Here is a 15685-nt window from a genome sequence, read left to right as displayed (position 1 = left end):
TTGTGAATTTTCCATGGAAACAATTAAACCGTAATTATGAGGATATTCGTTATGAGATTTATGATGGGATTGCAAAAATCACAATTAACCGACCAGAAGTTCGTAATGCTTTCCGACCGAAAACGATCATGGAATTGATGGATGCCTTTACGGTAGCCCGTGAAGATCGTCAAATTGGTGTCATTATTTTAACGGGAGCAAATCATGGTCAAGGACAAGATAAGGAAGCGTTCTGTTCTGGAGGAGATCAAAGAGTTCGCGGAAATGGCGGGTATGTCGGAGACGATCAGATTCCTCGGCTCAATGTTTTAGACTTACAACATTTAATCCGCATTATTCCTAAACCAGTCATTGCTATGGTTAATGGCTTTGCTATAGGCGGAGGGCATGTCTTACATATTGTTTGTGATTTATCCATTGCTTCGGAAAATGCTAAATTCGGCCAAACAGGACCTAAAGTGGGCTCTTTTGACGCGGGTTATGGCGCTGGGTATTTAGCTCGCATCGTTGGACATAAAAAAGCGCGGGAGATTTGGTATTTATGCCGTCAATATACGGCGCAAGAAGCGTTAGAGATGGGATTAGTTAATACCGTAGTTCCCTTTGAGCAATTGGAAGAAGAAACGGTCAAATGGGCAAAAGAAATTCTACAACATTCCCCGACAGCCTTACGTTTCCTGAAAGCCTCGTTTAATGCAGATACGGATGGCTTAGCCGGCCTGCAACAATTCGCCGGAGATGCGACACTGCTCTATTATACAAGCGAAGAAGCGAAAGAGGGACGAGACGCCTATTTAGAGAAACGCAAGCCTGATTTCGAACAGTTTCCGAAGTTCCCGTGATCGATTCCTATTCTGCAGCTTTGCATGTCAGTGTACAGTATCGTTAGATGATAAAGAGTCTGGGTCGTGTAGCTTTTCCCCTTCGAGGATAAGTCGACTAAGCCTTGAGTTTCGTACCTCAACTCTAAGCCAAGTCTTCTATATCGCATATCCACTCACTCAGGCGCTTCGGGACTGGTTCACTTTGCTTTCATAGCAGCTTCGCCAAACCTCAGGGTAATACCTGATGTGAACCAAGGGCTTCGCTACGCTAAGAAAGCTTCGTTCACCTGCACGTCCCTACGCGAATCGTTCGCTTCTATGCGAGAAGCTACGCTTTCGGGGCTTCTTGAGATATAACGTTATGAAAGCTACATAGACAGGCGAAACGATTTGGTGAGCGAAGACTTAAAGCATAGGGGAGCAGTGAACGCAAGCAACGCCTCCCCTTCGCAAACTCTGGTTCGTCTCCTAAAGACCCAAAAAGCCTCTTTCAAAATAGCCCCGGCACAGTGATAGGAAAGAAAACAAAGCAGGTGAAGATACGTGAACTGGCTTAATCAGCAAGCCCTTCAAAACCCAAATAAGAAGTTTCTGAATGAGCTGACCTTTAAAGAAGTGGATCAACGCGTAACCGACCTGGCAGGCCGCTTATATCGATTTGTAAAAGATGAACAGAGGGTCGCTCTTTATGCGAATAACTCTGAGGGAATGGCTGTCTTTTACCTAGCCTTGCAAGCGTTGCAAATCGAAGTGCTGATGCTGAATACCCACTTAACTCAGGAGGAAATCTCCCAAAAATTAAAGAAATTGAAGATCAAACGTGTTTTTTCTCAAGATGATCCGTTTATTTTATCGCAAAGACTCGGCGAAAGCCGGGTTTTCTTTACCTTTGCTGAAGTTCTCCAAAGTGAGATTGCTGAAAATGTTAAGTGTGCTGATGAATATAATCCAGAACAAATTGCGGTTATTATGGATACCAGTGCAACCAGCGGTGAATATAAGTCGGTACCTCTGCGTTGGAAGCAGTTTTATTCACATGTTCAAGCCTCTCAACAAAGACTTGGGGTCACTGAAGAGGATAACTGGTTGTTAGTCCTTCCAATGTACCATGTTAGCGGATTAACGATTCTTATGCGCAGTTTGTATAATGGGACTCGCATTACGTTAATGGAAAAATTTGATGAGGAAAAAACTTTAAAATTAATTGCAAGTGGGACGATTAATATGTTATCGCTCGTCCCCACCCTGTTCATGAGAATTGTCGACCGAATCCATCAGCATCATTTGCGGATGGTCCTGGTGAGTGGTGAGTTTATTCCCAAACCGTTGGTGGAAACGTGCTTAGCTCAAAATATCCCAATCTACAAAAGCTATGGGATGACCGAGACCACCAGTCAGTCAACCACGTTTTGCGTCTTAGAGCATCCGGATAAGCTGGAATCTGTAGGATTACCCTTGCCGGGAGTTACGATTCGCATCGATAATCCAGATGAAGAGGGAATTGGTGAAGTTTTAATCCAAAGTCCGATGCTCATGGATGGCTATCTTGGGAAAGAACCGCTTTCGGGTGTTATCAATACTCAAGATATTGGATATCTCGATCAAGAGGGTTATCTTTATATCCTGGATCGTCGAAAAAATATCATTATCTCCGGGGGCGAAAATATTTATCCTCAGGAAATTGAGAATGTTCTCTATGCAAACCCTGCTGTATCAGAGTGTGCCATCGTGGGGATGAAAGACGAAAAATGGGGTCAAGTCCCTGTCCTATTTGTTGTTTCATCTTTGGATGATGAGAGCATCCTCAACTATCTGACCCAAAAAATCGCTAAATATAAGCTTCCGAAAAGAATATTTCACTTAGATGAACTTCCCAAAAATGCAACCGGTAAAATACTGAAAAAGAATTTGGTTGAAAAGTACAATGTGGATTAATAAAATTGAAGTCTTTCATCTCAGCATGCCCATGAAATTTACCTTTAAATCCGCTCAAGCCCTTCTAAATCATCGGGAAACGCTTGTGATCAAGGTGATTGATGAACTCGGAACTGTAGGTTACGGAGAAGTCGTTGCGTTTAATGAACCCTTTTATACCCAGGAAACGCTTCCTGATTCTAAACGTGTACTGCTTAATCGCTTTCTTCCACAGCTCTTGGCAAGAGAAATCAAACATCCCTTTGAAATTCATCCATGGATGGATAATGTGACATATCCCATGGCAACGGCCGGAGTGGAAAATGCCCTTTTGGATTTGTTCGCAAGGCGTCAACACCAGTCCATTATGGATACCGTATTTCATGAAGAAACCCAGGATGCTATCTACGCAGGTATGGTTTTGGGAGATTTAGAGATCACGCATTTGTTGAATCAAATAGATGACTATTTACAAGAGGGATATGCTCGTTTCAAAATCAAAATCAAGCCTGAAGACGGTTTTTTCAAGTTAAAGTGTATTCGCGAAAAATACCCTGACCTTATGTTATTAGCGGATGCCAATCGAAGTTTTAGAGTGGAACAGATACCGGAGCTGAAAAAAATCGATGAGTTAGGGTTGCTCTGTCTGGAAGAGCCTTTAGCGGAGGAGAATTTTTTAGCGTATCAAAAACTCCAAGAGCAACTGACGACGCCGATCTGCATGGATGAAAGTATTCAAACCGTGGAAGATTTAAAGAAGGCCATTCAATTTAAGGCATGCCAAGTGGTTAATATTAAAGTGGGTCGTGTCGGTGGCATGTATTATGCCCAACAAATGATTGAACTCTGTCGCCAGCATCATATCCATTTTTGGATAGGCAGCATGATGGAAAGCGGAATTTCTAAAATCTTGCATGTCCATTTAGCCAGTTTAAAAGACAATTATATCCCTGGAGACTTATCTTCATCACGGCGCTATTTTTCAGAAGATGTTATTCAGCCTGAAATTATAGCCTCGCAGGGTCTCATCCAAGTCCCTAAAGGACCGGGTTTAGGAGTCGAAATAGATGAAGATATTTTAAAATCTCTGACTATTAATCATGCCATTCTCGACCGAGATATGTTGTGAGGAGACTAAAATGAACTTAATTGAGGGCCTGAATATCGAATATTTTCATATGGAACCCGATCAAAAGGCAGATCGATTTGAAGCCAAAATGAATTTAACCTCGTTTCACAGTCAACCCTTTGGTCTGTTGCATGGCGGAGCAACGATTGCCTTTGGCGAAACGGTTGCCGGTCAGGGTTCGAATGCAATCCTTGACAAGGATCATGTGGCTGTGGGCTCTAACGTTGTCACATATCATTTTAGACCGAAAAAGATCGAAGGCTATATCCTGGCCAAAGGAATACTCATGCACAAGGGAAGAACATCGCATGTATGGCAGATCGAGATGTACGATGAAAATGATAGATTGATCTCCTGTGTAAACGTGACCAATACCATTGTTGATAAATAAACTATTGTTTTGACGCTTTATTGACAGATTACGTTAGTTAATGCTAAAATAACTAAATGTGGTGACTTCTCACCGCAACCGCGCGAATCAGGCATTGAACAAGTTTGAAAAAACTGGCCTGCACAGGCGAGTCTAGGCAATGGGAGGTGTAATTAATATGTACGCAGTGATTGAAACAGGTGGCAAGCAATTCCGTGCTGAAGAGGGTAATACTCTTTACGTGGAAAAGCTAAATGCGAATGTTGGAGACACAGTAACGATCGACCAAGTTCTTTTAGTAGAAAAAGACGGCGTAGTTAAAGTGGGAACTCCAGTTGTTGACGGTGCAAAGGTTGTGCTTAAAGTTGTTGAGCATGGCAAGGGAGAGAAGATTATTGTCTTCAAATTCAAATCCAAAAAGAACTACCGTCGCAAACAAGGACATCGCCAACCGTATACAAAAGTTCTCGTCGAAGCTATCCAAGCTTAAGATGAGGCAAGGAATTCACTTGATTCTCTGGCTTGACGAAGATCAGAGGATTCGGAAATTTGAACTCACTGGGCATGCAGGATATGCAGAGTATGGACAAGATATTGTCTGTGCAGCGATTTCGGCACTCAGTATTTCAGCGGTCAATGGATTGGAGCACTTTTTGCCCCAGCAACCCGAGGTTCAAGTTAGGGATTCGGATGGGTATTTGACCTGTTCCCTTCCTGAGTTAGATCCTCAGACCCTGGAACAAGCTCAATGGATACTAAAAACAATGGTTTTGGGGATTGAAGAAATCCAGCAAAGCTATGGTCAGGAATATGTGAATATTACTCAAAGGAGGTGGACTCCATGTTAAAAATGAACCTGCAACTGTTCGCTCATAAAAAAGGGGTAGGTAGTTCCCGAAATGGTCGTGACAGTAATGCACAACGTTTAGGTGTGAAACGCGGAGACGGTCAATTCGTACTCGCAGGCAACATCATCGTTCGTCAACGCGGAACGAAATTCCATGCTGGTAAAAACTGCGGTCTGGGCAAGGATGATACCCTCTTTGCTACGATCGATGGCTATGTGAAATTCGAGCGCAAGGATCGCAACCGTAAACAAGTTAGCATTTATCCTGAGCGCCAGGTTGCTCAAGCTTAATTGACAACATGAAGAAAAAGCCCCTGGGGATTCCCCAGGGGTTTTTTGGATGATTTGGTGAACTGATCTTTAGGCCGTTATTTAATGGAGGATTTGAAAATGCACGATGGGGAGAGTCTAGATCACATCCTATTGAAGGAGCAACTGGAATACTACCGTCTGCAACGTCATGATTTTCTTAATCACGTTCAGGTGATTAGGGGTTATTTACAGTTAGGAAAAGCAGATAAAGCACTTGAGTATATGCGCGAGATGATCGATGACTTTGAAGCGGAGCAGACCGCGGGACAAATTCCCCAGGAAACAGTGGGTGCGCTCATTCTGGGTTTTATCCTCGCTTTGCGTAAAGAGCAATTCCCGGTTGAAATTTATTTGGATGAGCAAATGAAAACTACTCAATTCTGGAAAGAATTTTGGCGGGAAGAATACGGACAAGCCTTATACGGGTACACTAGAGAATGTATCAGGAATCTGTACGATAAATATCGTGAGACCGAAGTAGAACACCCAGATGTCTTTCTTTACATAGATGGAGATAAAGGGTTGTTTTGTCATTTGAAAGTAATGCGCAAAGAACAGACGGTTTGGGAAAACCGGTTGGCGCTCTGGAAGACGGAATAAAAGGGGATTCGTGGTATGTTTTATGACCAAGCGAAAATTTATGTCAAAGGTGGAGACGGCGGCGCTGGAGCAGTAGCCTTTCGTCGAGAAAAATATGTTCCTGAAGGGGGCCCAGCAGGCGGAGACGGAGGTCGAGGCGGAAACGTTGTTTTTGTAGCGGATGAAGGACTACGGACACTTGCTGACTTTCGTTATAAGCGCCATTATAAAGCGGACCGCGGCGAGCATGGCCAGGGGAAGAATATGCATGGCCACGGTGCTGAGGACCTGGTTGTGCGCATTCCGACGGGAACACTGATCAAAGATCAGGATACGGGAGAGGTTATTGCCGATTTAACCGAGCATGGACAGAAGGTTGTTGTTGCCAAAGGAGGACGCGGCGGACGGGGAAATGCTCGTTTTATGAGTAACACCAACAAAGCGCCGACTTTAGCAGAAAATGGTGAACCTGGGGAAGACCATTATCTGACCCTGGAACTGAAGCTTTTAGCGGATGTGGGTCTTGTAGGGTTCCCCAACGTCGGAAAATCGACGATTATTTCTCAGGTTTCGGCGGCTAAACCCAAGATTGCTGATTATCATTTTACAACGCTTGTTCCGAATCTGGGTGTGGTGGATTTGGAGGACGGGTATAGTTTTGTCATGGCAGATATTCCAGGCCTAATTGAAGGAGCGCATACAGGGGCAGGCTTGGGTCATGAATTTTTAAGGCATACGGAGAGAACCCGCTTAATTCTGCACGTTTTGGATATTTCCGGTTCGGAAGAACGCGATCCGCTTGAGGACTACCGAATCATTCAAGAGGAACTGCTCCAATACAGTCCGGAATTGGCCAAACGTCCGATGATTGTTGTGGCTAATAAAATGGATATTCCCGGCGCGGAGGAAAATTTAAAGCGTTTGCAAGATGAATTAGGAAGTGAAACTGAGATTTTTTCGGTTTCGGCGGCGACGGGTGAAGGGCTTAAACCGTTGATTTACCGGATTGCTCAGCTGTTACCGGAAATTCCGGCACCAGAGATTTTTGTCCACAAGGATGAATCGCATAAAGTCACTCATGTGGAACAGAAAGAACGCTTCATGATCACGAAAGAAGACGGTGTCTTTATCATTACGGGTAAAGAGATTGAAAAGCATGTTAAGATGACCCTTTTCGAGAGCGAAGAAGGGGTTTATCGTTTCCAAACTATCTTAAAAACCATGGGTGTGGACGATGCTCTCCGATCAGAAGGAATTCAGGCCGGGGACAAAGTCAAGATCGCTGAAGTGGAGTTTGACTGGGAGGACTAGAGGAGCGAAGAGGTCAATTTAGGTTAGCAGGGCTAAGGAGGGCACTGAATTGAGTCGCAAAAAGTGGGCCTGGAGTATCGTTAGCGTGGCTATTTTGCTGGGAGTCATCTTTAGTGCTTGGTGGTTTGTGCGGACACCTGCAGGAGTAAAGGTTAAAGTAGCAGCAGTCGAAAATACCTCAATTCAACAGGAAGTGTATGCTTCAGGAACGGTTGCCCCTGTTCAGCAACAGCAGGTGGCACTGATGGCTCCGAGCAAGGTGGCTAAGGTTTACGTTCACACAGGGGATACGGTGAAGAGCGGACAAACCCTAGTGCAAATGGATACCACTCTTGCCGATGCTCAAGTGGCTCAAGCCAAAGCCGGAGTGAATACAGCGCAAACCAATCTTTCAGTTGCGCAGAAGAACTTGGACTCCATAAAAGGTGTCCAGGTTGCATCAGTAATGTCCCAAATTGCCTCTTCCGGAACACCTCCAGTGCTCCAAAATTCTTCTTCGATTCCTACAGTTGAGGTTCCGATGAACTCAACTGTGAGTGCTTCAGACAATCCCATTCAGCAAGGCTCGGATTCTGCGCTGCAACAAGCAGAGGCAGCGGTTTCCCAAGCTCAAGCGATGCTGCAACAAGCTCAGGAAGGACTGAAGGTTGCTCAAGCTCAACGTGCCCAAAATGTTTATGTGGCAAGTATTGCGGGTACGGTGCTTGAATTAAATGCTCAGGATGAAAGCATGGCTCCGCTGCAGACTCCTTTGGTTGTAGTGGGTGATTTAAGCAAGCTTCAAGTGTCAACCCAATTGAACGAAGTAGATGCGGGCAAGGTACAGCTTGGACAAAAGGTAAGAGTAACAAGCAAAGTTCTCGGAACGACACCTATTGCGGGTGCTATCTCGGAGGTTGCACCTCAAGCGGTGAGTAAGGTTAGTGTCCAAGGGAATACGCCTCCTTCAGTTGGAGTCAAAATCGATCTTGATAATGTTCCTCCAGAATTAAAACCGGGATTTACCGTGGATTTAAATATCGCGACAGCATCTAAAGATAATATCTTGGCCATTCCCCAAGAAGCCCTTTTTCAAGAGGGTGGAAAAAGTTTTGTTTTTCAAGTTGTCAACAAGATTCTTAAGAAAACGGAAGTCAGTCTGGGAATAGCCAATGACACCTTGCAAGAAATTACTTCAGGTCTTAAGGCCGGTGATCTGGTGGTAATTAACCCGACTGCCGAGCTAGCGAATGGGTTACCTGTGACCCTGGATATGGGAAGTGGAACACCATGAGCTTACTCGAGAGCTTGCGTGGGGCCTTAACCAGTTTAAAGGCGAACAAACTTCGGGCAGGGTTAACAATGCTCGGGATTATCATCGGGATTGCTGCAGTGATTACCGTGGTTACGATTGGGCTGGGGGGCAAGGCTGCGGTTATGCAAGAATTAGAGAAGACCGGGGTTAATTTGTTCATTATTCATCCCAAGTCGAACGGACAAAGCAATACATCTGAGGGAACAAAATTGACTTGGCAAGATACGGATAGTTTGAAACGCGCCTTACCGCAGGTGAAGAGCCTGATACCTGCAAGTTCTGATTATGGAACGCTGGAAGTGAATCAGAAAAGTACTTCAGCAATCGTTGTAGGGACAACCCCTGAATTTGCAGAGGCTCGACGCCGAGAGGTTGCGATAGGACGATTTTTTTCAGAGGATGAGATGGCTTCCAACCGACGCGTTGTTGTGATTGATGAAAAAATGGCAGATATCCTTTTTGGGGCCGGAAATCCACTGGGACAACAGGTCATGATTCATCATGTTCCCTGCCGCGTTATCGGAGTCCTGGCGAAAGACGAATCAACTTTTGCTCAGTTTGACCCCATGGCCCAGCAAAGTTCTTTTAGTTATATGCCCTGGGGAACGTGGTCTGATATTTTTGGAACAAGGCGGGTAGATCAACTTGAGGGGACAACCTTTGATAAAGGGGATTTAGAAGCTGCGACCACGACAGCGAAACGAATTCTAAATCAGCGCCACGGGACGACGGATGGTTATGAGATTTTTAACGTTCAGCAACTTGTCGAAGCGGCCGATAAAATTACCAAGATTTTGACGAGCATTATCAGTTTGGTGGCTGCAATTTCCCTTTTTGTTGGGGGAATCGGAATTATGAATATTATGCTTGTGTCCGTGACCGAGCGTACTCGAGAAATCGGCTTACGTAAGGCAGTTGGGGCGAAGGAACGAGATATTTTAATGCAATTTCTATTGGAAGCTACTGTCGTTTCTTTGATTGGAGGCCTCATCGGGATCGCGCTGGGTTCAGTAAGCGCAGTCTTGATTGCAAACTTCCTTAAGTGGCCACCGCTTTTATCAAGTTGGGCCATCCTTACAGCGGTGACGTTCTCGATCGCCGTGGGTGTCTTTTTCGGGTATTATCCTGCTCGGAAAGCGGCAAAGCTAGAACCTATGGCTGCACTGCGGTACGAATGAGAAATTGAAATTTGACGTGTATGATATATAATGAGCAAGGATAATTAGGTGTACAACGAATAGCCTGAATTGGCGAAGTAATGATAGGGGGATTTGAGTGTTAACAGGTAAACAAAAACGTTTTCTACGGGCCATGGGTAATGAAATGGATCCGGTTCTTCAAGTCGGCAAAGAAGGAGTTACAGAGGCCGTCGTAACTTCAGCAAATGAGGTTATTGAGTCTCGAGAACTCATTAAAGGTCGCGTTTTACAAAACAGCGCTGAAGATCCGAAAGCAGCTGCGGAAGATTTAGCTAACCGTATGGGAGCGGAACTCGTACAAGTCATTGGACGTAATTTCTTACTTTACAAGGAGTCCAAAGATAAGCCGGTCATTATTTTACCGTAACTAAAAACGTCATACTTCACATCAAAAGAGACAGCTAAATGCAAGAAAATTGCACAAGCTGTCTTTTCTTATTTTTAAAGCGTTTAAATTTAAGACGCTTACTTAGATTGATGTTATAATATGGAATATAAGTAAATCTTAAGTTGTGCGCAATCGTAGCAAAATGTGACACATGAATTATTTGTAGACAATCATATAAATAAATTTGACGACTCATCAATAGAAAAGAGAGGGAGAAACATGAAGGTTAACAAAGGTTAACAAGCAAAGGTTGGAATCATAATTGAGATTATCGCACTTATAACTATGATTCTTTCTTGAGCTGTTTAATAAGACTATTCCGTCTGTATTGAGTTTGATTTTCGCCATAGGCTTAGTGATTTCATTTATAGGAATATTTATCGACTTTTTAAAAAGAAAATGGATAACAGTTGAGAGTGCAATAAATTTCGATTTTATAGATTGGATTAAAATTATGATAAATAATGAAAAAACTTTAAATAAACTATCATTGCCGTTATTGTTAATATCTTTGCCTTTAACTGTAATGACTGTTTTATTGCCAATGTATACATCTGCCTTGGGGCTAACTCCATTGCAGGTAACTGGACTTTTTTCTGTTTTTTCACTTGGACTTGTCATAATGCGCCTTTTAATAGGGTATATAGCTGATAAAGCAGGGAGAAAACCTGTTTTTGTCCTTGGTTTAATATTTTATACATTATCATATTTCATTTACTCTAATGCTAAAATGATATCATTGATTTATATCGGAAGAGGCCTGCAAGCTATTGCCTCTGCTTTTATTAGCATTTCCTCATATAGTATGATTGCAGACCTGAATATGAAAAATAATGCACATAATTTTGGTAAAGTAGATAGCTATTCTGAAAAAGGAGGTTTATTAGGAATAATACTTTGCTTTTTTGTTCTTAATACTCCAAAGTTAGTTGATGGCTGGTCGGTTTTGTTTATGATATGTGCAATAGCTTCAATAATAGCTGTCATTTATTCTATAATTATTTTAAATGAGACAAAACCAATACTTAATAAAGATTTTTTGAACATTTCTTTACCTACTAAAAAGAATAATATAATAATATTCAATTTAATTATTAGTATTTTTACAAGTATTGTTTCTGCAATCTTTGTTTTGTATTTACAAAGCAGATTTAATTCAAATTTACTGCAGATTGGTGTTGCATTTTTACTTCCTACAGTAATAATCGCGTTTGCTTCTCCTAAACTTGGAAGAATCAGTGATAATATTGGAAGTAAAAAGATTTTAGTTACCTCCTTAAGTACGTTAATATTCATTTTGTTAATATTACCGTATACGGATAATGTTTATTTATATGGAGTAGTATGGACAGTTTACTGCATTGCTGTAACTTTGATTGGCATAACATTAAATGGCGTTTATGTTGAAGACATAGCAGAAGAAATCAGAGGAACTGCTATAGGCAAATTAACAATGGGAGCTAATATTGGTACTGTTATTGGTCCTATAATTGGTGGTCTTGCTTTCCAAGAAATAAGTATACAAGCCCCATTTTTTATAAGCTCTATTGGGTTTGCAATATTGCTAATGCTTTATATGAAATATAATAAAATAAGGTCACAAAGAAGAATTAAATATAGAAGTTATTAGCAAATGCGCATAATTCTTATGATGTGACGCATAGGAAAATATGAATTGAATTATTAAAGTAGGTAGGTTTCTTATGGATATTAATATTGAATTGGGACAAAAAAATGATATTGATGAATTAGAACAGCTTTATAATGATTTGAATGACCACCTGGCAAAAGGAATAAACTTTCCTGGATGGAAAAAAGGTATTTATCCTATTAGACAAAATGCAATTGATGGGATAGAACATGGCAATCTCTATGTAGCAAAAAATAATGGTAAAATTGTTGGCTCGGTTATTTTAAATCATATACCTGAAACTGCATATTACAAAGCTCAATGGAAATATGAGTCTGATTATTCAGATGTTTTTGTTATACATACATTCGTTGTACACCCGAATTATTGGAAATGTGGTGTAGGCAATGCAATAATAAATTTTTCAATTGAACATGGTATTAATTCACAAGTTAGATCAATCCGTTTGGATGTATACGTAGGAAATATGCCTGCCATAAGGTTGTATGAAAAGCATGGTTTTAAATATATTGATACAATTGACTTGGGATTAGGAAACTACGGATTAGATTGGTTTAAATTATATGAGAAATTACTATAGCACATTGAATTGATATAGTGACCAAAGCCTTATAAATATTTGAAGGGGCAGGAATTACTATGGAGAGATTTTTAAGTTCGGTTTTAAGTTATGTAAAGTTTCTTCGATGAACAGAGGATCGAACAGGCAAATCAGTTTCTTAAGCGTTATAGAAATACCAAAGATATACATTAGTTGCTTAGTCCATGGTTCATTCATGACTGGGGGTACGAACGTTACTATAATTGTAGGAAATGTGAAATGACTCACTAGATATTGGGGAAGGTGAAATCATGGACATCAATGATGAACAGGATAAACAAGAGAAACACAAAATAGAAGAATATAAAAAAAATCCAATGACCAATTTTGCAGACTCAATGAACCGTTCACAGTTTGGCGACTTAAGGGGGCTAACACAAGGGGGTTGCCTGAATCAGATTATAACTACAGTTATAATTATCGGGATATTATTTTTTCTCTCTCAATTCATAAACAAGTAACATATACTTTACCAGTATATGTTTACCTGCGATATTCTCGTGAATATAATGCGGGTACTTTCTCCATGTGGTATTTGCCAATAAAGATTGCGTTTTTGGGGTGTGGAGTAAAGTTTGACTCAGCTGTAATATTCTATAAAACACATAGAAAAATGAGTAAAACTCTAATTATGGAAGGAGAATGCTTATGCCATTTCTTTTGAAAGAAATTCTTAAAGCTGGGGGATATATTATTCTATTGACTTTAGTTCTATATTATTTTGCAGATAATAAGCTTTCTACAGCTTTCATAATAGCATTGATTTGTCAAGTAACTTTATTTATTTTTGACTTCAAAAAAATTAAAAATGATTATAAAGCTAGCAAAAAGCAATAAATCTATAAAATGCATTATTGCACATTATTCTGATGTGCTGGCAAATTTGTTATGAAATAGCGAACTTATATGAGGGAGGATGAATTGTGGCAAAATATGAAAAGAGTATTATTGGTCAATTTGGGGAAGTGGTCAATCGTTTGCAAAACGATATTGGCAATAGTGGAATAACTATGAATTTAGTTGATGAAAGTAACTATGCTTCCGGAGATACAAATATAGCAGTTCGAGTTTATGATAAATATTTTATGAGAAACGGGAACAGAGCAAGTTTAAACCTTACAATAGTAGGCCATGGCAGTGAGATTTTTATTTCAGCAATCGGTGCTGGTGGAGGACAAGGTATCCTTTTTAACTTCAGTCTCGGCGCAGAAGATGATATGGTGGTAATAGTGCAAAAGAGTGTAGAACGAATGGAGTAATAAGTAATGTCAACGTTAGAGGATATTACTGATAAGAAAGCGATGATCAATTGGATTTAGTCAAGATTAACATTAATACAGCCGGATATTCTGGAAATAAGACTGTCATTAAGAATGTAGCTTTATCTGTTGGTCCTGGGGAGTTAATGGGTTTAATTGGTCCGAATGGTGCTGGGAAAAGCACCACACTAAAAGCAATAATGGGTTTGTTGCCTGTGCTCGACGGCAAGGTTGAGTTTGGAGGGGTGCATAAAAATTATGCTTATATACCTGAACAGCCAGTGCTTTATGAAGAACTGACTTTATGGGAACATTTAGAGTTTGCGGCCGCCGTCTATGAAATAGACCAGGGAGAATTTTTAAATCGTGCTGAAGAATTACTCAAGCTGTTTAGACTGGCTCATGTAAGGCATAATCTGCCGACAACATTTTCTAAGGGCATGCAGCAAAAAGTCATGCTTATTTTAGGCTTTCTTCTCAAACCATCACTTTATATAGTTGATGAGCCATTTATTGGATTAGACCCTATTGGTATTAAAGACTTTTTATCTCTAATCCAGGGGGCAAGAGATGAAGGTGCTGGCGTATTGATGTCTACACACTCGTTAGATACAGCGGAGAAAATTTGCTCTTCCTTTGTTTTAATAAATGATGGAACAGTCGTTGCTAAAGGTAATCTTTTGGAAATCAGAGAACAATGCCAATTACCAAATGGCTCTCTGTTTGACTGTTTCAATAAACTATTGGAGAAAAGGATATGACCACAGCGAAAAAACTCTTTCTACACCGCCTTGTTTCTGGATGGGCATACCAGTATTCGGTCTGGAAAACCGTAGTCGATTGGATTGTAGCGTTATATATTGTCATTCCGTTTTCGGCTCTTTTCATAGACACCTATATTAGCTGGTGGAGGCACATTCCTACGGGGCTTAACTATATTCCTCTCAATGCCCTTTTAGTTATTGTGCTTTTATTCGCCTGGTCGGGAACCCTTAGGATATTTGTGGAGGATGCTGACCAAATTTTTCTTTTCCAACGTACTGCTTGGATTAAGAGGCTAATTAAGTATAGTATCGCTTATTATATTGGTTCTTGTTTTCTGGTCACATTACTATTTTGCATTGTGTTAGCGCCATTTGTATTGTTGCACTATGGATTTACCATCCATTCATTTCTTTGGCTTATCATGAGTACCTTTCTCATTCAAGCTTCTATTGGTATACTAAAGCAACTCATTGAATTCCGTTTTCAAGGATGGAAGCGGGGCCTTGTTAAAGTAATTTTATTGGTTATTTCAGGTGCTTATTTACAGATAACTGTGATTTCCCTGATAAATCAGCTAACACTCTTTTTCTTATTATTTTTTTTACTTCTTATGGTTTTGATTTTACTTATCGATCAACGTGTATCCCTTAAAGGGACATTGCTAAGAGATATATCCATGGGACAGGCCGCTAAAATGAAATTTGCTAACGTACTATTAAGGTATGCCGGAACTTATACAAAAAAGTCGATAACCTTCAGAACTCGCCCATGGTTATTCCGAAACTCAAATTTAATTTTTAAACAGCGTACTCCTGAAAACGGATTAGTGGAATTGTGCCTCAAATCCACCTTGCGACATCGTGCTAATATCATGTTTTATCTTCAAGTAATTGGCGCGTATGCCTTATTTCTTTCGATTTTTCCTCCGGTTTGGAAATGGGTCTTGTGGGGCGTATCTATTATTCTTTTGACTTCATTAGTTAAATTGTACTGGTTGGAATCGGTTAATTCTCCCTATGTTTCATTGCTTTCTATACGGGCTGAAACAAAGCTAGGTGCAGCAAGCCGTTCCTTGTTTATTATGGCATTGCCAGGAGAGGCCATCTTGGCTTTTATCGTGGCCTTTCAAACACAGGAATGGCTTTATGCATTGATAATATTACCTATCGGCTTTTTGCTGAGTAAATTCACAGCTGAGAAACTTGCTATGTTTTCTTAAATATTTACAAAATGCTACGTAAA

The 15685-nt window shown here is 40.8% G+C and carries 19 protein-coding genes and 1 other annotated feature; all 19 genes read left to right on the top strand.

What is annotated here, in order from left to right:
* Positions 1-2: 2 nt before the first annotated feature.
* The 19 genes from menB to DESME_RS12765 all read left to right on the top strand — a co-directional run bounded on the left by menB (position 3) and on the right by DESME_RS12765 (position 15662).
* The gene (gene menB, locus DESME_RS12860) at positions 3-842 is read left to right on the top strand and encodes a 1,4-dihydroxy-2-naphthoyl-CoA synthase (protein WP_006715837.1); all 840 of its coding nucleotides are present in this window, start codon (positions 3-5) and stop codon (positions 840-842) included.
* A gap of 525 nt (positions 843-1367) precedes the next feature.
* Complete coding sequence (gene menE, locus DESME_RS12855) at positions 1368-2759, top strand: o-succinylbenzoate--CoA ligase (RefSeq protein ID WP_006715838.1); 1392 nt, start codon at positions 1368-1370, stop codon at positions 2757-2759.
* On the top strand, positions 2749-3867 hold the full coding sequence (gene menC / locus DESME_RS12850) for an o-succinylbenzoate synthase (RefSeq protein ID WP_006715839.1): 1119 nt from the start codon (positions 2749-2751) through the stop codon (positions 3865-3867). Before menE ends, menC begins: the two co-directional genes overlap by 11 nt.
* Positions 3868-3877: 10 nt before the next feature.
* On the top strand, positions 3878-4258 hold the full coding sequence (locus DESME_RS12845; RefSeq protein ID WP_006715840.1) for a PaaI family thioesterase: 381 nt from the start codon (positions 3878-3880) through the stop codon (positions 4256-4258).
* Positions 4259-4324: 66 nt separating this feature from the next.
* Positions 4325-4402, top strand: a sequence feature (ribosomal protein L21 leader region).
* A 13-nt stretch (positions 4403-4415) separates the two neighbouring features.
* Complete coding sequence (rplU, locus tag DESME_RS12840) at positions 4416-4727, top strand: 50S ribosomal protein L21 (RefSeq protein WP_006715841.1); 312 nt, start codon at positions 4416-4418, stop codon at positions 4725-4727.
* Between the two features lies 1 nt (position 4728).
* Positions 4729-5085 (top strand): ribosomal-processing cysteine protease Prp, encoded by a 357-nt coding sequence (locus tag DESME_RS12835; RefSeq protein ID WP_174377962.1) that lies wholly within the window; start codon positions 4729-4731, stop codon positions 5083-5085.
* Positions 5079-5375 (top strand): 50S ribosomal protein L27, encoded by a 297-nt coding sequence (gene rpmA, locus DESME_RS12830; protein WP_006715843.1) that lies wholly within the window; start codon positions 5079-5081, stop codon positions 5373-5375. The genes DESME_RS12835 and rpmA overlap by 7 nt, the downstream gene beginning before the upstream one ends.
* 99 nt (positions 5376-5474) lie before the next feature.
* Positions 5475-5996 carry a Spo0B domain-containing protein gene (locus tag DESME_RS12825; RefSeq protein ID WP_006715844.1) on the top strand — a complete coding sequence of 174 codons (522 nt, stop codon included), beginning with the start codon at positions 5475-5477 and terminating at the stop codon, positions 5994-5996.
* 15 nt (positions 5997-6011) lie between these two features.
* A complete protein-coding gene (gene obgE / locus DESME_RS12820; protein WP_006715845.1) occupies positions 6012-7286 on the top strand; it encodes a GTPase ObgE in 1275 nt (424 codons plus the stop codon).
* A 49-nt stretch (positions 7287-7335) separates the two neighbouring features.
* Positions 7336-8559 (top strand): efflux RND transporter periplasmic adaptor subunit, encoded by a 1224-nt coding sequence (locus DESME_RS12815; RefSeq protein WP_006715846.1) that lies wholly within the window; start codon positions 7336-7338, stop codon positions 8557-8559.
* Entirely contained in the window at positions 8556-9758 is a 1203-nt protein-coding gene (locus DESME_RS12810; RefSeq protein WP_006715847.1) for an ABC transporter permease, read from the top strand. Before DESME_RS12815 ends, DESME_RS12810 begins: the two co-directional genes overlap by 4 nt.
* A 97-nt stretch (positions 9759-9855) precedes the next feature.
* Complete coding sequence (yhbY, locus tag DESME_RS12805) at positions 9856-10146, top strand: ribosome assembly RNA-binding protein YhbY (RefSeq protein WP_006715848.1); 291 nt, start codon at positions 9856-9858, stop codon at positions 10144-10146.
* Positions 10147-10495: 349 nt separating this feature from the next.
* On the top strand, positions 10496-11797 hold the full coding sequence (locus tag DESME_RS12795) for an MFS transporter (protein ID WP_167998845.1): 1302 nt from the start codon (positions 10496-10498) through the stop codon (positions 11795-11797).
* A gap of 73 nt (positions 11798-11870) precedes the next feature.
* Positions 11871-12398, top strand: coding sequence for a GNAT family N-acetyltransferase (locus tag DESME_RS12790; protein ID WP_006715850.1), 528 nt, complete (start codon positions 11871-11873; stop codon positions 12396-12398).
* 272 nt (positions 12399-12670) lie between these two features.
* The gene (locus tag DESME_RS12785; RefSeq protein ID WP_006715851.1) at positions 12671-12880 is read left to right on the top strand and encodes a DUF6366 family protein; all 210 of its coding nucleotides are present in this window, start codon (positions 12671-12673) and stop codon (positions 12878-12880) included.
* A 187-nt stretch (positions 12881-13067) separates the two neighbouring features.
* Entirely contained in the window at positions 13068-13256 is a 189-nt protein-coding gene (locus DESME_RS12780; RefSeq protein ID WP_006715852.1) for a hypothetical protein, read from the top strand.
* An 86-nt stretch (positions 13257-13342) separates the two neighbouring features.
* On the top strand, positions 13343-13678 hold the full coding sequence (locus DESME_RS12775) for a DUF6054 family protein (RefSeq protein WP_006715853.1): 336 nt from the start codon (positions 13343-13345) through the stop codon (positions 13676-13678).
* A 50-nt stretch (positions 13679-13728) separates the two neighbouring features.
* Positions 13729-14439, top strand: a complete 711-nt coding sequence (locus tag DESME_RS12770; RefSeq protein WP_006715854.1) for an ABC transporter ATP-binding protein — start codon at positions 13729-13731, stop codon at positions 14437-14439.
* The gene (locus tag DESME_RS12765; RefSeq protein ID WP_006715855.1) at positions 14436-15662 is read left to right on the top strand and encodes an ABC transporter permease; all 1227 of its coding nucleotides are present in this window, start codon (positions 14436-14438) and stop codon (positions 15660-15662) included. Before DESME_RS12770 ends, DESME_RS12765 begins: the two co-directional genes overlap by 4 nt.
* Positions 15663-15685: the final 23 nt, after the last annotated feature.

Source organism: Desulfitobacterium metallireducens DSM 15288 (genome assembly GCF_000231405.2).
In the GTDB taxonomy this organism is placed as follows: Bacteria; Bacillota; Desulfitobacteriia; order Desulfitobacteriales; family Desulfitobacteriaceae; genus Desulfitobacterium_A; species Desulfitobacterium_A metallireducens.
The sequence above is the reverse complement of the archived record's forward strand: the minus strand, read 5'-3'. Positions and strand labels throughout refer to the sequence as shown.